At 61.9% G+C, this 16,630-nt stretch carries 17 protein-coding genes; 9 read left to right on the plus strand and 8 right to left on the minus strand.

Translation table 11 applies throughout. The features are described 5' to 3' along the window. Nucleotides 1-325: 325 nt before the first annotated feature. Together AC07SI_RS16680 and gloB are read right to left on the minus strand one after the other, a co-directional pair. Nucleotides 326-1,738 carry a lytic transglycosylase domain-containing protein gene (locus AC07SI_RS16680; RefSeq protein WP_065906399.1) on the minus strand — a complete coding sequence of 471 codons (1,413 nt, stop codon included), beginning with the start codon at nt 1,736-1,738 and terminating at the stop codon, nt 326-328. A 98-nt stretch (nt 1,739-1,836) separates the two neighbouring features. After that, the gene (gloB, locus tag AC07SI_RS16685) at nt 1,837-2,604 is read right to left on the minus strand and encodes a hydroxyacylglutathione hydrolase (RefSeq protein ID WP_065906401.1); all 768 of its coding nucleotides are present in this window, start codon (nt 2,602-2,604) and stop codon (nt 1,837-1,839) included. Nucleotides 2,605-2,669: 65 nt separating this feature from the next. Between gloB and AC07SI_RS16690 the strand changes: the two genes are divergently transcribed. The 5 genes from AC07SI_RS16690 (at nt 2,670) to AC07SI_RS16710 (ending at nt 7,741) form a co-directional block, all read left to right on the plus strand. Further along, on the plus strand, nt 2,670-3,428 hold the full coding sequence (locus AC07SI_RS16690) for a class I SAM-dependent methyltransferase (protein ID WP_201144156.1): 759 nt from the start codon (nt 2,670-2,672) through the stop codon (nt 3,426-3,428). 29 nt (nt 3,429-3,457) lie between these two features. Beyond that, complete coding sequence (gene rnhA / locus AC07SI_RS16695; RefSeq protein WP_003173571.1) at nt 3,458-3,910, plus strand: ribonuclease HI; 453 nt, start codon at nt 3,458-3,460, stop codon at nt 3,908-3,910. A gap of 70 nt (nt 3,911-3,980) precedes the next feature. Further along, complete coding sequence (dnaQ, locus tag AC07SI_RS16700) at nt 3,981-4,721, plus strand: DNA polymerase III subunit epsilon (protein WP_162946153.1); 741 nt, start codon at nt 3,981-3,983, stop codon at nt 4,719-4,721. Nucleotides 4,722-4,910: 189 nt separating this feature from the next. Next, nucleotides 4,911-7,166 carry an Orn/Lys/Arg family decarboxylase gene (locus tag AC07SI_RS16705; RefSeq protein ID WP_315420272.1) on the plus strand — a complete coding sequence of 752 codons (2,256 nt, stop codon included), beginning with the start codon at nt 4,911-4,913 and terminating at the stop codon, nt 7,164-7,166. Nucleotides 7,167-7,174: 8 nt separating this feature from the next. Next, complete coding sequence (locus AC07SI_RS16710) at nt 7,175-7,741, plus strand: GNAT family N-acetyltransferase (protein WP_083221450.1); 567 nt, start codon at nt 7,175-7,177, stop codon at nt 7,739-7,741. Here the strand turns inward: AC07SI_RS16710 and AC07SI_RS16715 are convergent. Further along, a complete protein-coding gene (locus tag AC07SI_RS16715; RefSeq protein ID WP_120448362.1) occupies nt 7,731-8,651 on the minus strand; it encodes a LysR substrate-binding domain-containing protein in 921 nt (306 codons plus the stop codon). The two genes, AC07SI_RS16710 and AC07SI_RS16715, sit on opposite strands and share 11 nt — an antisense overlap. A 155-nt stretch (nt 8,652-8,806) precedes the next feature. On the opposite strand from AC07SI_RS16715, the gene gspG reads away from it, so the two are divergent. Both gspG and AC07SI_RS16725 read left to right on the plus strand, forming a co-directional pair. After that, nucleotides 8,807-9,253, plus strand: a complete 447-nt coding sequence (gene gspG, locus AC07SI_RS16720) for a type II secretion system major pseudopilin GspG (RefSeq protein ID WP_495006114.1) — start codon at nt 8,807-8,809, stop codon at nt 9,251-9,253. A 102-nt stretch (nt 9,254-9,355) separates the two neighbouring features. Beyond that, the gene (locus tag AC07SI_RS16725) at nt 9,356-9,700 is read left to right on the plus strand and encodes a hypothetical protein (protein WP_106804185.1); all 345 of its coding nucleotides are present in this window, start codon (nt 9,356-9,358) and stop codon (nt 9,698-9,700) included. A 63-nt stretch (nt 9,701-9,763) separates the two neighbouring features. Here the strand turns inward: AC07SI_RS16725 and AC07SI_RS16730 are convergent, their stop codons facing one another. Further along, nucleotides 9,764-10,000: a hypothetical protein gene (locus AC07SI_RS16730; RefSeq protein WP_027606489.1), complete on the minus strand. Its 237-nt coding sequence runs from the start codon at nt 9,998-10,000 to the stop codon at nt 9,764-9,766. Nucleotides 10,001-10,227: 227 nt separating this feature from the next. On the opposite strand from AC07SI_RS16730, the gene AC07SI_RS16735 reads away from it, so the two are divergent. After that, on the plus strand, nt 10,228-10,785 hold the full coding sequence (locus AC07SI_RS16735) for an NADPH-dependent FMN reductase (RefSeq protein WP_106804184.1): 558 nt from the start codon (nt 10,228-10,230) through the stop codon (nt 10,783-10,785). 57 nt (nt 10,786-10,842) lie between these two features. On the opposite strand, the gene poxB is transcribed toward AC07SI_RS16735, so the two are convergent. Both poxB and AC07SI_RS16745 read right to left on the minus strand, forming a co-directional pair. Further along, nucleotides 10,843-12,567: a ubiquinone-dependent pyruvate dehydrogenase gene (gene poxB, locus AC07SI_RS16740; RefSeq protein WP_495006115.1), complete on the minus strand. Its 1,725-nt coding sequence runs from the start codon at nt 12,565-12,567 to the stop codon at nt 10,843-10,845. A 77-nt stretch (nt 12,568-12,644) separates the two neighbouring features. Further along, nucleotides 12,645-13,877, minus strand: a complete 1,233-nt coding sequence (locus AC07SI_RS16745; RefSeq protein WP_495006116.1) for an NADH:flavin oxidoreductase/NADH oxidase family protein — start codon at nt 13,875-13,877, stop codon at nt 12,645-12,647. 72 nt (nt 13,878-13,949) lie between these two features. On the opposite strand from AC07SI_RS16745, the gene AC07SI_RS16750 reads away from it, so the two are divergent. Continuing rightward, the gene (locus tag AC07SI_RS16750; protein ID WP_065906419.1) at nt 13,950-14,354 is read left to right on the plus strand and encodes a MerR family transcriptional regulator; all 405 of its coding nucleotides are present in this window, start codon (nt 13,950-13,952) and stop codon (nt 14,352-14,354) included. 40 nt (nt 14,355-14,394) lie between these two features. Here the strand turns inward: AC07SI_RS16750 and AC07SI_RS16755 are convergent, their stop codons facing one another. Further along, nucleotides 14,395-14,889: a DUF934 domain-containing protein gene (locus tag AC07SI_RS16755; RefSeq protein WP_065906424.1), complete on the minus strand. Its 495-nt coding sequence runs from the start codon at nt 14,887-14,889 to the stop codon at nt 14,395-14,397. Then, entirely contained in the window at nt 14,873-16,531 is a 1,659-nt protein-coding gene (locus tag AC07SI_RS16760) for a nitrite/sulfite reductase (RefSeq protein ID WP_106804181.1), read from the minus strand. The genes AC07SI_RS16755 and AC07SI_RS16760 overlap by 17 nt, the downstream gene beginning before the upstream one ends. Nucleotides 16,532-16,630: the final 99 nt, after the last annotated feature.

The following is a 16,630-nucleotide window of genomic DNA, read 5'->3' on the forward strand; positions in this document are numbered from 1 at the left end:
AACGGCGACACCGCAATCCCCTGTGGGAGTTGTCGAGCTTCAGCGAGGCTGCGAAAGCGCTGTCTCAGGCGAAGAAAATTCCAGCAATGCCGCCGCCTTCGCAGTCTCGCCAGGGCAAGCCAGCTCCCACACTTGGGCTGCGTCGCTTCGGATATTGCGATCCCACAGGGGATTGAAATAACGGCGACACCGCAAACCCCTGTGGGAGTTGTCGAGCTTCAGCGAGGCTGCGAAAGCGGTATCTCAGGCGAAGAGGATGCCAGTAATGCCGCCGCCTTCGCAGCCTCGGCAAGCCAGCTCCCACCTGCGCCCGCTTGCGAGCCGGTTACCGGGGGCCGGAAACCACCAGCATCTGCCCCGGCTTCAACGCCTGGCCAGTGCGCGGGTTCCAGCGCTTGAGATGTTGCATCTCGACGTTGAAACGTTTGGCGACGATATACAGCGAATCGCCTTTCTTGACCTTGTATTGCACCGGCTTCTTGCTGTCAGCCTTGGCCACCAGCTTGCGCGTGTCCTGCATCACCAGGGTCTGGCCGACCTTGAGCGCCTGGCCGTTGAGCTTGTTCCAGCGCTGCAGGTCATGCACATCGACCTTGTTCGCCTTGGCGATCAGCGTGAGGTTGTCGCCACTGCGCACCTTGTAGCTGCGGGTACGCCCGGCCACCCGTGCCGTTTCAACTTCGTCGAACACCGGCTTCTTCGGACGCAACGCCAGCAATTCCTCGGGCTTCATCGCCGAAAGGCTGCTGGTGAGCAGTTGCGCCTTGGAACTTGGCACCAACAGATGCTGCGGGCCGTCCAGGGTGGTGCGCTGCTTGAGTGCCGGGTTGAGCTGGAACAGTTCGTCTTCGTCGATCTCGGCCAGCGCGGCGACCCGGGACAGGTCCATGCTCTGCTTGACTTCCACCACTTCGAAGTACGGCGTGTTGGCGATCGGGTTCAGGTTGACGCCGTAGGCCTCCGGGGCCAATACCACCTGGGACAGCGCCAGGAACTTGGGCACGTAGTCCTTGGTTTCCTGGGGCAGGGGCAGGTTCCAGTAGTCGGTGGGCAGGCCGAGCTTCTCGTTGCGCTCGATGGCCCGGCTGACCGTGCCTTCGCCGGCGTTATAGGCGGCCAGCGCCAGCAGCCAGTCACCGTTGAACATATCGTGCAGACGGGTCAGATAGTCCAGGGCGGCGGTGGTGGAGGCGGTGATATCGCGGCGGCCATCATAGGCGCGGGTCTGGCGCAGGTTGAAGTAGCGACCGGTGGAGGGGATGAACTGCCACAAGCCGACCGCATCGCTGCGCGAATAGGCCATTGGATTGTAGGCACTTTCGATCACTGGCAGCAGCGCCAGCTCCAGGGGCATGTTGCGCTCTTCAAGGCGTTCGACGATGTAATGAATGTAGAGACTGCCGCGTTCACCGGCGTTCTCCAGGAAGGACGGGTTGCTGGCGAACCACAGGCGCTGTTGCTCGATGCGTGGGTTGACGCCCAGGCCGTCCTGCAATTGAAAGCCCCGGCGCATGCGTTCCCAGACATCCTGGGGCACTTCGGGGCTGGGCTTCTCTGAAAGCCAAATAGGTTTTTGCTTGATCTTGGCGGCAAGATTGGGTTTGGGTTGCACGGTGGATTGTGCAGCGAAATTTGTCGATTGGCAGCCCGCCAGAGTCGCGGACACGGCCACCGCCACGGCTTGAGCCAGGCGGGTCAATGCGTCTGAATGGTTGGATTTACGAATAGATGACGACATTGGCTGGAAGTAAGTTCCGGGCAAAAATGTCGGGCGATTCTAGAAAGCACTTTGGTTCCGGTCAACCATTCAGAAATTGCGTATCAGATTGCATCCCGTTAGAACTTATCTTTCCAAGCCCTCAAGCTAGCAAACACCTCGGCCCCAGTGCGGTTGTCGCGGCCATTCCGTTCGTCCGCTTTTTGTTTAACGGATGTTTCAGCGGTACGCAAAAAGGGGTTGGTGAGTTTCTCCAGGGCCAGGTTGGACGGCAGCGTCATCTCGCCGCGGTCACGCAGTTGGCGGACGTTTTCCACGCGTTTGGCGATATCGGCGTTGTCCGGTTCCACCGCCTGGGCGAACTTGAGGTTGCTTTGTGTGTATTCGTGGGTGCAATACACCCGCGTGTCGGCGGGCAGGGCGGCCAGGCGTTGCAGCGAAGTGTGCATCTGCTCCGGCGTGCCTTCGAACAGGCGCCCGCAACCGGCGGCGAACAGGGTGTCGCCACACAGCAGCACGCCCTGGTGATAAAAGGCGATATGGCCCAGGGTGTGGCCGGGCACGGCGTACACGTCGAAATCCCAGCCGAGCACGCTGATACGGTCGTTATCCTGCAGGGCGACATCCCGCGCCGGGATGTTTTCGTTCGCCGGGCCGTAGACCTTGGCACCCGTCGCGGTTTTGAGTTGCTCGACACCGCCGACATGATCATGGTGATGGTGGGTGACCAGGATGTCGCTGAGGGTCCAGTCCGGGTTCTGCTTGAGCCAGGCCAGCACGGGCGCGGCATCGCCGGGGTCGACCACGGCGCAGCGGTTGGTTTCGGGGTCTTGTAACACCCAGATGTAGTTATCGGTGAAGGCGGGCAGGGCACTGATCTGTATCATTCTTCGATTCGCCAAGCTGAACACATTGGTGCATCTTAGAACGTCTAGGCGAGTTGGAGAATGCAATGACTGATAAAGCGTTCGCCCAGGCCGATCCTGAGTGGCTGGCACTGATCAGCGCCGCCCGCGAATGGCTGTCCGGGCCGATCGGGCAATTTCTGCTGGATGAAGAGCGGCGCATGCTCGAAGACGAGTTGGGCCGGTTCTTTGGCGGCTACCTGGTGCACTACGGCCCGTCGGCCCAGACACCGCCTGCCGCGCCGCAGGTGCAACGCAACGTGCGCCTGGGGGCGCCGTTGCCGGGGGTGGAGATTGTCTGCGAAGAGCAGGCCTGGCCGTTGAGCGAGCACGCCGCCGATGTGGTGGTGTTGCAGCACGGCCTGGATTTCTGCCTGTCGCCCCACGGTTTGTTGCGCGAAGCGGCGAGCAGTGTGCGCCCAGGTGGCCATTTGCTGATTGTCGGCATCAACCCCTGGAGCAGTTGGGGCCTGCGCCATGTGTTCGCCCATGACGGCTTGCGCCAGGCACGCTGCATCTCGCCGTCACGGGTTGGCGACTGGCTGAACCTGCTGGGCTTCGCGCTGGAGAAACGCCGCTTCGGGTGCTATCGTCCGCCGCTTGCGTCCGCCAAGTGGCAAGGCCGCCTGGCCGGCTGGGAACGCCGCGCGGGTGCCTGGCAGTTGTCTGGCGGCGGCTTCTATTTATTGGTGGCACGCAAGATCGTGGTCGGGCTGCGTCCCGTGCGCCAGGTACCACGCCAGTCCATGGGCAAGCTGGTGCCGATGCCGATGGCCAAGGTCAACCGCAAGCAAAGCGAACCGTAAAACTTTTTTGATTTCAGACCGAGCAACCGATGACCGATAGCGTAGAACTCTTCACTGATGGTGCCTGCAAGGGCAACCCCGGCCCTGGCGGCTGGGGCGCGTTGCTGGTGTGCAAGGGCGTGGAGAAGGAGTTGTGGGGCGGCGAAGCCAACACCACCAACAACCGCATGGAACTGATGGGCGCGATTCGCGGCCTCGAAGAACTCAAGCGCCGCTGCAACGTGCTGCTGGTGACCGACTCGCAATACGTGATGAAGGGCATCAACGAGTGGATGGTCAACTGGAAGAAGCGTGGCTGGAAAACCGCGGCCAAGGAACCGGTGAAGAATGCCGACCTGTGGCAATTGCTCGATGAACAATGCAACCGCCATGACATCACCTGGAAATGGGTGCGCGGTCACATCGGCCATCCGGGCAACGAGCGCGCCGACCAACTGGCCAACCGGGGCGTGGATGAAGTGCGCGGCTACAAGCAGAGTTGAAGCCGGCTGACGTGTTAACATCGCGCCCTTTGATCCACACCACACCGTTGAGAGCTGAACCCTGATGGCCATCCGATCTGTTGTACTCGATACCGAAACCACCGGCATGCCGGTGACCGACGGCCACCGGATCATTGAAATCGGCTGTGTCGAACTGATGGGTCGCCGCCTTACCGGTCGCCACTTCCACGTCTACCTGCAACCGGATCGCGACAGTGACGAAGGCGCGATCGGCGTCCACGGCATCACCGACGAGTTCCTCAAGGGCAAGCCGCGATTCGCCGAAGTGGCGGACGAGTTCTTCGAATTCATCAACGGCGCCCAGCTGATCATCCATAACGCGGCGTTCGACGTCGGCTTCATCAATAACGAATTTGCCCTGATGGGGCAGACGGATCGCGCGGACATCTCCCAGCACTGCTCGATCCTCGACACCTTGATGATGGCCCGCGAGCGTCACCCCGGCCAGCGCAACAGCCTCGATGCGTTGTGCAAGCGGTATGGCGTCGACAACTCCGGCCGTGAACTCCACGGCGCCTTGCTCGACTCCGAGATTCTCGCCGACGTCTACCTGACCATGACGGGTGGGCAAACCAGCCTGTCCCTGGCAGGCAACGCGTCCGACGGCAGCGGTTCGGCGGAAGGCTCGGGCAACCGGCCTTCGGAGATCCGTCGCCTGCCGGCGGACCGCAAGCCCACCACGATCATCCGCGCCAGCGAGCAAGACCTGGCCGAGCATGCCGCGCGCCTGGAGGCGATTGCCAAGTCGGCGGGCGCGCCGGCGTTGTGGACCCAACTGACCCAGCAATAACCGGTCCCTCTACGGGAGCCGGCTTGCCGGCGATAGCGATGTATCAGCCATGGATAATGCGGCTGGCTCGACGCTATCGGCGGCCAGCCGGCGCCTGCAGGTGATGTGCATCGCTTTCAAAATCTTCATTCGCGCCATTGCCCGCAAGCTTCTACCCTGAGTGCATAGCCCTCAGGACTGCCCGCACCCATGTACAAAGACCTGAAGTTCCCAGTGCTGATCGTGCACCGTGACATCAAGGCCGACACCGTTGCCGGTGATCGGGTTCGAGGCATCGCCGGGGAGTTGGAGCAAGAGGGCTTCAGTATCTTTTCCGCGGTGGACTACGCCGAAGGCCGGCTGGTGGCCTCTACCCATCATGGCCTGGCGTGCATGCTGATTGCCGCTGAAGGCGCCGGCGAAAACACCCATCTGCTGCAGAATATGGTCGAGCTGATCCGCCTCGCGCGGGTGCGGGCGCCGAACCTGCCGATCTTTGCCCTGGGCGAGCAAGTCACCCTGGAGAACGCCCCGGCCGATGCCATGAGCGAACTCAACCAACTGCGTGGCATTCTTTACCTGTTCGAAGACACCGTGCCGTTTCTCGCCCGCCAAGTGGCGCGTGCGGCGCGCACTTACCTGGACGGCCTGTTGCCGCCGTTTTTCAAGGCGCTGGTGCAGCACACCGCCGACTCCAATTATTCCTGGCACACCCCCGGCCATGGCGGCGGCGTGGCTTATCGCAAGAGTCCGGTGGGGCAGGCGTTTCATCAGTTCTTTGGCGAGAACACCCTGCGCTCGGACTTGTCGGTCTCGGTGCCCGAACTAGGCTCGCTGCTCGATCACACCGGACCGCTGGCCGAAGCCGAAGCCCGCGCCGCGCGCAACTTTGGCGCCGATCACACGTTCTTCGTGATCAACGGCACGTCGACCGCCAACAAGATCGTCTGGCACTCCATGGTCGGGCGCGACGACCTGGTGCTGGTGGACCGCAATTGCCACAAGTCGGTGTTGCATTCGATCATCATGACCGGTGCCATCCCGCTGTACCTGTGCCCGGAACGCAACGAACTGGGGATCATCGGCCCGATCCCCCTGAGTGAATTCAGCCCGGAATCGATCCGTGCCAAGATCGAGGCCAGCCCGCTGGCCCGTGGTCGACCGGCGAAGGTCAAGCTGGCGGTGGTGACCAACTCTACCTATGACGGGCTGTGCTACAACGCCGAGCTGATCAAGCAGCAATTGGGCAACAGTGTCGAGGTGCTGCACTTTGACGAGGCCTGGTACGCCTACGCCGCCTTCCACGAGTTCTTCGCCGGCCGTTATGGCATGGGCACCTCGCGGACCCCGGACAGCCCGCTGGTGTTCACCACCCACTCAACGCACAAGCTGTTGGCCGCGTTCAGCCAGGCCTCGATGATCCATGTGCAGGACGGCGGCGCCCGCCAGCTGGACCGTGATCGGTTCAACGAAGCGTTCATGATGCATATTTCCACCTCGCCGCAGTACAGCATCATCGCCTCGCTGGACGTGGCCTCGGCGATGATGGAAGGCCCCGCCGGGCGTTCGCTGCTGCAGGAAATGTTCGACGAAGCCCTGAGCTTTCGTCGCGCGCTGGCCAATCTGCGCCAGCACATTGCCGCTGAGGACTGGTGGTTTTCCATCTGGCAACCGCCCTCGGTGGCCGGTATCGACCGCGTGGCGACGGCGGATTGGCTGTTGCAGCCGCAGGATGATTGGCACGGCTTCGGCGATGTGGCTGAGGACTATGTGCTGCTGGACCCGATCAAAGTCACCCTGGTGATGCCGGGACTCAACGCCGGCGGCGCCCTGAGCGACTGCGGCATTCCTGCGGCGGTGGTCAGTAAATTCCTCTGGGAACGTGGGCTGGTGGTGGAAAAGACCGGGTTGTATTCCTTCCTGGTGCTGTTTTCGATGGGCATCACCAAGGGTAAATGGAGTACCTTGCTCACCGAGTTGCTGGAGTTCAAGCGCAACTACGACGCCAATGCCAGCCTGGCCAGTTGTTTGCCATCGGTGTTCGCACAGGGCCCGTTGCGCTATCAGGGCCTCGGCCTGCGCGACCTGTGCGATCAGTTGCATAGCTGTTACCGTAGCAACGCGACCGCCAAGCACCTCAAACGGATGTACACGGTTTTACCGGAAATCGCGATGAAACCGGCGCACGCCTACGACCAACTGGTCAGGGGCGAGGTGGAAGCGGTGTCTATCGATGCGTTGCCAGGGCGCATAGCCGCGGTGATGCTGGTGCCTTATCCGCCCGGCATCCCGCTGATCATGCCGGGCGAGCGCTTTACCGAGTCGACGCGATCGATCATTGACTACCTGGCCTTTGCCCGGACGTTCGATAGCAGTTTTCCCGGTTTTGTCGCCGATGTTCATGGATTGCAACACGAAGACGACGGCAGTGGTCGTTGTTACACCGTCGATTGCATCAAGGGTTAAGAATGTTTATGCAAGCTGTAATGAACCCGAAGTATCCGGGGCTCAGTGTGCGGGTCGCCGACGAAGGCTTCGATGCCTACGTGTGGGGCAATGACTTCAGCTTCGAGGTCGTTGCCTACGGTGAGCCGCAGATGGGCAAGCGGGTCGATCAATGGCCCGTGGAGCGCATCGTGCCGTACCGCAAGTGCTATGGCATCGACCCGGAGGAATTCGCCAGTTTTCGCGATGCGCCGGACAGTGCGATCTTCATGGCGTACCTGGATGATCGGGCGGTCGGGCATATCGTGATCAGTACCAACTGGAACGGCTTTGCCCACGTGGACGAGTTGGCGGTGGCGTTGCCCGCGCGACGCCATGGGGTGGCCAAGGCGTTGCTGGATGTGGCGCAGTTCTGGAGCCGCAAGAAAAACCTGCCGGGCATGATGCTCGAAACCCAGAACAACAACCTGGGGGCCTGCCGTTTGTATGAGCGTTGCGGCTATGTGATGGGCGGGATCGACCACCTGCGCTATCGCGGCATTGATCCGCAGACCCGCGAAGTGGCGATTTTCTGGTATCGGTTGTTCAAGGTGTAGGGGCGAGGGGTTTGGTGTCGCTGGCGAGCAGGCCCTCGGCCTTTTGCGTGACGATCTCCAGCAACGCATTCAGGGCCGGTGAGGCCACGCCCTCCTTGAGGGTCAGCGCATACAGGCTGACCATGATCGGCGGCGACACCGGGCAGGCATCCAGCCCGGCCTCGCGCGCACCGAACGCGGTGAAGGGGTCGACAATCGCCAGGCCTTCGCCGGCCTCCACCATGCTGCGCATCATCTGGTAAGTCTGTACCCGTGTCTGCACCACCGGCAGCGGGCGCAAGGCTTGCAGCTTGGCGTCCAGCAGACGGCTGAGCGGGTCTTGTCCTTCCAGGCCGATCATCGATTGGCCGGCCAGGTCCTGCAGCGCAATGTACTTTTGCTTGGGCTTGAGCCACCCATGGGGTGCCAGCAGTTGCAGCTTGCCTTGGGCCAGCACGCTGCAGTGGATTTGCGGGTGCTGCGGGTCATGCAGGCTCAAGCCGACGTCGGCTTCATGCAGCAGCAGGCTCCGGACGATATCCCGCGTCGGCTGGCTGGAGAGGTTGCATGGTGTGTCCTGGAAGCGTCGGCGCAGCACTGCAATACTGTGTGGCAGCAATTGGTTGGCCAGCGGCGGGGTGCAGAGGGCGCGCAAGGTCGGAGCGTGATGGTGTTTCAAACGGCTGGCCAGGCGTTGCACCGGTTCCAGTGCTTCCTGCAGGTGGGCCATTTCGACCTGCAGCTCCAGGGTCTCGCGGGTCGCCTGCAAGCGCCCGCGCACGCTGGCGAACAACATGAAACCCACTTGCTGCTCGGCATCCTTGAGCGTCGCCTCTACATCGCCCACAGGCAGTTGCAACCATTCGGCGGCCGTGCCGAGGTGTCCGGTCTGCAAGATGGCCTGAATCACTTCGATATGACGTAAACGCATGGCCGGAGTCTAGGGTCAGGAGGACGGGGATTCAATGGGTGGGCAAAAAAGAGCTGGGGCGTTGATTGGCGTCGACTACCGTTAATCATGCACGCAACTGCAACCAGCAGGCTGTATAAAGAGTGTTCAATCGCGCGATGACGGAGAGCCTTACCATGCCGGGAAGTACCAGGGTCAACATCCTCCAGCGCCAACACGGCTTTACCCGGTGGGCGGTGTTGGTGGCACTCGTCATCATTGGCTTGCTCGCACTTGCCGTGGGCCCACGATTGTTTGGCGATGTGGCGCTGACGGAAATTTCCACGGCCAAGACCCAGGTGGCCACGCTCGGTGCAGCCGTCGAGCGGTTTCACCAGGACACCGGCCGCTACCCGACTGACAGCGAGGGCCTTGAGGCCCTGGCCACGCAGCCGGCGGGCGAGACGAAATGGAAGGGGCCTTATGTCGACGAAGACCTGCTGAGCGATCCCTGGGGCGTTGCCTATCAGTACCACTTCCCGCCTACCCAAACGCGAACGCCGTTCGATCTGTTTTCGTTCGGCAAGGACCGCACACTGGGGGGCGTGGGTGAGAACAAGGATATTACCTACGGCGACCAGTAAATCATCTGGCATTACCCATCGACCTGATTAGAATGGCTCGTCTGATCGACAACGACCAAAGCCGGTGACCGGCACACACAACAAAAACAGGTCTGGTCTCATATGCGTTTGCCCTCGATATTCCTCGGGGTAACGGCCAAGCCACTGCTGGTCCTGGTGACCGTAGGGTGCGTGGCCGCTTATCTCTTCAGCAATCATGACGAAATCACCCCGCAAAACCTTGCCCTGGAGGCGTTTATCCGTGCCGAGGAACAGGTGGGCGCGCAGGTGGGTACGGTGCTGGACATGACGCTGGTCAGGCAGGTGGTGGCGTATCCCGCGTACAACTCGCCGGGCTACACGCGCCTGATGTATGCGGTGGAGGGCGAGCGGGGGAGGTTGATGGTGACACTCAAGCAAGTCGACGGGGAGCCGGGGCTGGAAATCACCGAGATCCGCCGGCCGTGATCGCCCGGCCCAGTCAATGCCGTCAATGGCCGGGACTGAGCGGGTACGTTCGGGGGATCAGGCTTATGAAGCGAGGGTGGTCTGCGATTCGCGCACGATGATGGTCCCCGACTGGATCAGCTTGAACTCATCGCCTTCCAGTTTTTCTACACGGTCGCCAATGGCCAGCTTGTAGGTGGTGGTGGGTGCCGAGCCAGCCAGGTCGCCTTGCGCCGGGTTGGATTCCTGGAACTCATGCACCGAGTACACACGTCCTTCTGCGTCTCTGGCATGAAACTGTCCGACTAGTACTGCTGCCATCTGTTTAGAACCTCTGGAGATAAACACTCGATTTGCGGTGGTGTAGACCGTCATAGAGCGGGGTAGTTTACCTATGGAAAAAAAATACTATTCGCTGACCTTTTCAGACACTTCCTACGCATTGGGCTGCGAGAAAAACGCCTGGAGGATTATCAAAACCTTCTGGTGAACGCGCCGCGAAGACTCTATAACTACAAGCTCCTTTAGTCAGACGTCGGGAAACCCCAATGAGCAAGGTCTACACGATTGCCGTCCTGGTTGGCAGCTTGAGAAAAGACTCGATCAACCGCAAGGTCGCCCTGGCATTGGCCGAACTGGCCCCTGCCAACCTGAAGTTGAACATTGTGGAAATTGGCGATTTGCCGCTCTACAACGAAGACATCGACGGTGCTGCGCCGCCGGCAGCGTACAGTACTTTCCGTCAGCAAGTACGCTCATCCGACGCGGTGCTGTTTGTGACACCGGAGTACAACCGCTCCGTGCCCGCCCCGTTGAAGAATGCGATTGACGTGGGTTCGCGCCCATACGGCCAAAGTGCCTGGAGCGGCAAGCCGGGCGCCATCATCAGCGTGTCGCCGGGTGCGATTGGTGGGTTTGGCGCCAACCACCACCTGCGTCAATCGCTGGTGTTCCTCAATGTGCCGTGCATGCAGCAACCCGAGGCCTACCTGGGTGGCGCGGGCAGCGTGTTCGATGAGTCCGGCAAGGTCTCGGACAAGACCAAACCGTTCCTGCAGGCCTTTATTGATGCCTACGGCCAGTGGGTAGAAAAACAGACAGCCTGAGCCGATAACCCGAGCCAAACGGGGGAGTGGGCACGCCCGCTCCCCGCCCAGGCGGCTTTATCGCAGCCAGTTGGTGCGCGCCAGTTCGATCACTTCATCGCCGCGCCCGCTCATCACCGCCTTGAGCATATACAGGCTGAAGCCCTTGGCCTGCTCCAGCTTGATGGTTGGCGGCATCACCAGTTCCTGGGTCGCGGTGACCACGTCCACCAGCACCGGGCCATCATGGGCCAGGGCGCGACGCAGGGCCGGCTCCAGGTCTTCGGATTGCTCCACGCGAATGCCGAGGATGCCCATGGCGTTGGACATCGCCGCGAAGTCCGGGTTTTTCAACTCGGTGCCGGCATCCAGGTAGCCTGCGGCCTTCATTTCCATGGCGACAAAGCCCAGGGATGAGTTATCGAACACGATGACTTTGACCGGCAACTGCAGCTGTGCCAACGAGATGAAATCCCCCATCAACATGGCGAAGCCACCGTCACCCGACATCGAAATCACTTGCCGCCCGGGGAATGCCGCCTGGGCACCGATGGCCTGGGGCATGGCATTGGCCATGGAACCATGGTTGAACGAGCCGATCAGCCGGCGCCGGCCATTCATCTTCAAGTAGCGCGCGGCCCACACGGTCGGCGAGCCGACGTCGGCGGTGAAGATGGCATCGTCATCGGCCAGTTCACCGAGCAGGCGCGCGACGTACTGCGGGTGAATCGGTCGATTGGCCTTCGACGGTTGCGCGAGGTCATCCAGCCCCTGGCGTGCTTTCTCGTAGTGCTTCAGGGAAGTCTCGAGGAAGCTGCGATCGGTCTTGCGGGTCAGGCGTTGCAGCAACGCGTCGAGGGTCTCGCTGACGTCGGCGGCGATGCCCAGGTCCAGCGTGGTACGACGGCCCAGCGCCTGCGGGTTGCGGTCGACCTGGATGATCTTCGCGTCAGTCGGGTAGAACTGGCGATACGGGAAGTCGGTGCCGAGCATGATCAGCGTGTCGCAGTCGAGCATGGCGTGGTAACCGGAGCTGAAGCCGATCAGGCCGGTCATGCCCACGTCGAACGGGTTGTCCCATTCCACGTGCTCCTTGCCGCGCAGGGCGTGCACCACTGGGGCACCCAGGGCGTCGGCCAGGGCGACCACCTGATCGTGGGCACCGGCGCAGCCACTGCCGCACAGCAGGGTGACTTTCTCGCTGCTCTCGAGGATTTCGGTCAGGCGCTGCAGGTCCTGTTCCGCCGGCAGGGTGCGCGGTGCGTGCAGGGCCGGCCAGGGCTTGAGTTTGTCTTCGACCTCCAGCAGCGACACATCCCCCGGAATCACCACCACCGCCACGCCGCGATTGAGGATCGCCGAGCGCATGGCGCGGTGCAGCACGTGCGGCATCTGCTCGGGGTTGGTGACCAGCTCGATGAAGTGGCTGCACTCCTTGAACAACTCCTGGGGATGGGTTTCCTGGAAGTAGTTCAGGCCGATCTCGGACGAAGGGATCTGCGCCGCAATCGCCAGTACCGGCACATGGTTGCGATGGCAGTCGAACAGGCCATTGATCAAGTGCAGGTTGCCCGGCCCACAGCTGCCGGCGCACACGGTCAGTTCACCGGTGGCGGCGGCCTCGGCACCGGCGGCGAAGGCGGCCACTTCTTCGTGGCGCACGTGCATCCACTCGATGCTGTCCATGGTGCGCAGGGCGTCGGTGAGGCCATTGAGGCTGTCGCCGGTCAGGCCCCAGATGCGCTTGATGCCCGCCTGTTCAAGGGTGGTCGCCAATTGCTGGGCCAGGTTGATTTTCGCCATGAAGAACTCCAATCGTCAGTGAGGTTAAAAATTGCTGATCAATAGGGGACAGTTCGATCACGGCGAATGCTCCGCGCTTAATGTGAAGATTGCGTCATGGCCGCACGGTATTGCCGGGTGCGCCGCGCGATAAACCACTGGTCGCGGACCAGCGCCGTCCATGCGATCACCTTGGGATTGGGCCGGTGCCCACGGCTCAGGCGGCGCATCTGGTAGCGCACCACGGCGAGGATGGCGAGGGCGGCCAGGGGTTTGCGCTTCCAGTCGATGGGTTGCAGTTGCGGGTTGAGGTCGCGGCCTTCGCGCCAGTGCTTGATCAGTTGCGGTTCCAGGGTCAGTGCGGTGGCGATGCCGGCCATGGCGATGCCGCTGTCGAGCACTTGTTGCACGATGGGCAGGCGGCGGATGCCACCGGTGACCATCACCGGCATCGTGGCGATGGCGGCCACTTCGCTGGCGAACGCCAGGAAGTAGGCTTCACGCGCCAGGGTGCGGCCGTCGCGTGCTTCGCCCTGCATGGCCGGTGCTTCATAGCTGCCGCCGGACAGCTCGAGCAGGTCGATGGGCAGCGGGTTGAGCATCTCGATCACGGCGCGTGCGTCGTCCTCGTCGAAGCCGCCGCGCTGGAAGTCCGCCGAATTGAGTTTGACTGCTACGCAAAATGACGCGCTGACGTTGGCGCGCACTGCGTGGATCACCTCCAGCAACAGGCGCGCACGGTTCTCCAGCGAACCGCCCCAACGGTCGGTGCGCCGATTGCTCAGCGGCGACAGAAACTGGCTGATCAGGTAGCCATGCGCGCCGTGAATCTGTACCCCGGTAAAGCCGGCTTTTTCTGCCAGGCGGGCGCTGGTGGCGAAGCGCTTGATCACGTCCTGGATATCCTCCTCCGTCATGGCCCTGGGCTTGGCGAACATCTTGGAAAAGCCGCCCAGGTCAAGGGCGACGGCGGAAGGCGCTATTGCCTGCTGGCCCAGGTTGGCCATGGTCTGGCGGCCCGGATGGCTGAGCTGCACCCAGAAATGCACGCCCTTGGCGCGGGCCACATCGGCCCATTCGCGAAAGCTGTCCAGGTGCTGTTCGTCTTCGAGGGCCACGCCGCCGGGGCCGGTCATGGCGTGGCGGTCGATCATCACGTTGCCGGTCAGCAGCAGGCCCGGTTCGCCGTCTGCCCAGGTCTTGTACAACTGCTTCAATTCGCGGGACGGGGCCTGTTGGGCATCCGCCATATTCTCTTCCATCGCGGCCTTGGCGATACGGTTGGCGATGACTTGGCCATTGGGCAGTTGCAAGGGTTCAAAGGGTGACATGGGTTGACTCCTGAGCAGGGGAGGCCTCAGGCTAAGCTTAAAGTTAACTTTAATGTCAAGCAGGCAGTGTCGATGAATATTGGTGAGTTGGCCAAACAGAGTGGGCTGGCGGCGTCGCGTATCCGTTTCTATGAAGCCGAGGGGCTGATCAGCCAGGTGGGGCGCCAGGCCAATGGCTATCGCCGCTATGCACCGGAGGCCTTGCAGACGCTGCGCTTGATCCAGAGCGCGCAGCAGGCCGGTTTCACCTTGCAGGAACTCAAGGCGCTGATGCCCGCCCCCGGCGAGCACAAGCGCGACGAGCTGATCGAGGCGCTCGAACGCAAGGTCGAGCAGATTGAAGCGATGCAGGCACAACTGGCGCACAGCAAGGCGCAGTTACTCGGGGTGATCGACGCAGTACGCGCGCAACCGGAAGGTGTGCCGTGTTCGATGGGGCAGAAGCAGGTGCTGGCGTCGATCAAACTCAACTCATAAAAAAGCCCTGGCATGCCAGGGCTTTTTCATTTGTGCAGACTCAGCGGCGACGGAACAGCGGCAGCGGTTCATCCGTTGCAGCCTGGTACGTCACCGAGAAATCCTTGAGGCTTTCCAGTGCTTCGTACGGGTCTTTGTCGGCGCGCAAGGCGAAGGCATCGAAGCCGCAGCGGTGCAGGTAGAACAGCTGGTCGCGCAGCACGTCGCCAATCGCCCGCAGCTCGCCCTTGTAACCGTAGCGGTCACGCAACAGGCGGGCATTGGAGTAGTTGCGGCCATCGGTGAAGGCCGGGAAGTTCAGGGCGATAACCTGGAAGTGCGCCACGTCTTCGCCGATTTCCTCGGCCTCTTCATCGGCGTCCAGCCACACACCCAGGCCGCCGTCGCGGGCCTTGAGGGCGTGACCGTGTTCGCGCCACAGGGCCAGCGGTACGATCAGGTCGTCGCAGTTGGAAATGCCATCGAAGCTCGCGTCCTTGGGCAGCAGGTGCCAGGTTTCGTCGACGACTTCGTTGTTCTTAATGATTCGCTGCATAGACGCGCTCCTTGAACAGGTCAATGCCGATGCGCTGGTAGGTGTCGATGAAACGCTCATCTTCGGTGCGCTGTTCGATGTACACGTCGATCAGCTTGCCGATCACCTCGGGCATGGCTTCCTGGGCGAAGGACGGGCCGAGGATCTTGCCCAGGCTCGCATCGCGGCTGGCGCTGCCACCCAGGGACACTTGGTAGAATTCTTCGCCTTTCTTGTCCACGCCCAGGATGCCGATGTGGCCGACGTGGTGGTGACCACAGGCGTTCATGCAACCGGAGATGTTCAAGTCCAGCTCGCCGATGTCGAACAGGTAGTCCAGGTCGTCGAAGCGGCGCTGGATCGATTCGGCGATCGGGATCGACTTGGCGTTGGCCAGGGAGCAGAAGTCGCCGCCCGGGCAGCAGATGATGTCGGTCAACAGGCCGATGTTCGGCGTGGCGAAACCGCCTTCGCGCAGCTCGCCCCACAGGGTGAACAGTTGGCTCTGTTCAACGTCCGCGAGAATGATGTTCTGCTCGTGGGAAGTACGCAGTTGACCGAAGCTGTAGCGGTCGGCCAGGTCGGCGACGGCGTCCAGCTGTTTGTCGGTGATATCGCCCGGCGCAACGCCGGTCGGTTTCAGCGACAGGGTCACGGCCACATAGCCAGGACGCTTGTGCGCCAGGGTGTTGCGGGTGCGCCAGCGGGCAAAGCCTGGGTGCTGCTGGTCGAGCGCGGCGAGCTCGGCGTCCTGATTGCTCAGGGCCTTGTACTCGGGGTCGACGAAGTGCTTGGCCACACGGTGTACTTCGGCTTCGGTCAGGGTGGTCTGGCCGCCGCGCAGGTGTTCCATCTCGGCGTCGACTTTCTGGGCGAATACCTCAGGGGTCAGCGCCTTGACCAGGATCTTGATCCGGGCCTTGTACTTGTTGTCACGACGGCCATAGCGGTTGTAGACCCGCAGGATCGCGTCGAGGTAGCTCAACAGGTCCTGCCACGGCAGGAATTCGTTGATGAACGCACCGACCACCGGGGTCCGGCCGAGGCCACCGCCCACCAGCACGCGGAAGCCCAGCTCGCCGGCGGCGTTGTACACCGGCTCCAGGCCGATGTCGTGGACTTCGATGGCCGCACGGTCCGAAGTCGAGCCATTGATGGCGATCTTGAACTTGCGCGGCAGGTAGGCGAATTCTGGGTGGAATGTGGTCCATTGGCGGACGATTTCACACCAGGGGCGTGGGTCGATCAGCTCGTCGGCGGCAACGCCGGCAAACTGGTCGGTGGTCACGTTGCGCAGGCAGTTACCGCTGGTCTGAATGGCGTGCATCTGCACGGTCGCCAGTTCAGCCAGGATGTCCGGCACATCTTCCAGCGCCGGCCAGTTGAACTGCACGTTCTGGCGGGTACTGATGTGGGCATAGCCTTTGTCGAAGTCGCGGGCAATCTTGGCCATCATGCGCATCTGGCGCGAGGTCAACTGGCCGTAGGGCACGGCAACTCGCAACATCGGCGCAAAGCGCTGAACATAAAGGCCATTTTGCAGGCGCAGAGGGCGGAACTCTTCTTCGCTCAGTTCACCTGCTAGGTAGCGTCGGGTCTGATCACGGAACTGCTTGACGCGGTCCTCGATGATGCGCTGATCGTATTCGTCGTATACGTACATATAGGTCCTGTTCTCGGCAAATCTGCGCGCACGGCCGCGCACTCCCAACGGAGCCGGCGCACGATACCAGTTTGCGTTTATGCGCAAAAGTGATGTTTG

This window comes from Pseudomonas sp. GW821-FHT05D12 (genome assembly GCF_059419825.1).

What these genes read in the sequence shown, in the direction of transcription:
- AC07SI_RS16750 (WP_065906419.1), top strand. Translation starts at nt 13,950, where the DNA reads ATGAATATTGGTGAGTTGGCCAAACAGAGTGGGCTGGCGGCGTCGCGT.
- AC07SI_RS16705 (WP_315420272.1), top strand. Translation starts at nt 4,911, where the DNA reads ATGTACAAAGACCTGAAGTTCCCAGTGCTGATCGTGCACCGTGACATC.
- gspG (WP_495006114.1), top strand. Translation starts at nt 8,807, where the DNA reads ATGCCGGGAAGTACCAGGGTCAACATCCTCCAGCGCCAACACGGCTTT.
- AC07SI_RS16725 (WP_106804185.1), top strand. Translation starts at nt 9,356, where the DNA reads ATGCGTTTGCCCTCGATATTCCTCGGGGTAACGGCCAAGCCACTGCTG.
- AC07SI_RS16715 (WP_120448362.1), bottom strand. Translation starts at nt 8,651, where the DNA reads ATGCGTTTACGTCATATCGAAGTGATTCAGGCCATCTTGCAGACCGGA.
- AC07SI_RS16710 (WP_083221450.1), top strand. Translation starts at nt 7,175, where the DNA reads ATGCAAGCTGTAATGAACCCGAAGTATCCGGGGCTCAGTGTGCGGGTC.
- AC07SI_RS16760 (WP_106804181.1), bottom strand. Translation starts at nt 16,531, where the DNA reads ATGTACGTATACGACGAATACGATCAGCGCATCATCGAGGACCGCGTC.
- AC07SI_RS16690 (WP_201144156.1), top strand. Translation starts at nt 2,670, where the DNA reads ATGACTGATAAAGCGTTCGCCCAGGCCGATCCTGAGTGGCTGGCACTG.
- poxB (WP_495006115.1), bottom strand. Translation starts at nt 12,567, where the DNA reads ATGGCGAAAATCAACCTGGCCCAGCAATTGGCGACCACCCTTGAACAG.
- AC07SI_RS16680 (WP_065906399.1), bottom strand. Translation starts at nt 1,738, where the DNA reads ATGTCGTCATCTATTCGTAAATCCAACCATTCAGACGCATTGACCCGC.
- AC07SI_RS16730 (WP_027606489.1), bottom strand. Translation starts at nt 10,000, where the DNA reads ATGGCAGCAGTACTAGTCGGACAGTTTCATGCCAGAGACGCAGAAGGA.
- rnhA (WP_003173571.1), top strand. Translation starts at nt 3,458, where the DNA reads ATGACCGATAGCGTAGAACTCTTCACTGATGGTGCCTGCAAGGGCAAC.
- gloB (WP_065906401.1), bottom strand. Translation starts at nt 2,604, where the DNA reads ATGATACAGATCAGTGCCCTGCCCGCCTTCACCGATAACTACATCTGG.
- AC07SI_RS16755 (WP_065906424.1), bottom strand. Translation starts at nt 14,889, where the DNA reads ATGCAGCGAATCATTAAGAACAACGAAGTCGTCGACGAAACCTGGCAC.
- AC07SI_RS16735 (WP_106804184.1), top strand. Translation starts at nt 10,228, where the DNA reads ATGAGCAAGGTCTACACGATTGCCGTCCTGGTTGGCAGCTTGAGAAAA.
- AC07SI_RS16745 (WP_495006116.1), bottom strand. Translation starts at nt 13,877, where the DNA reads ATGTCACCCTTTGAACCCTTGCAACTGCCCAATGGCCAAGTCATCGCC.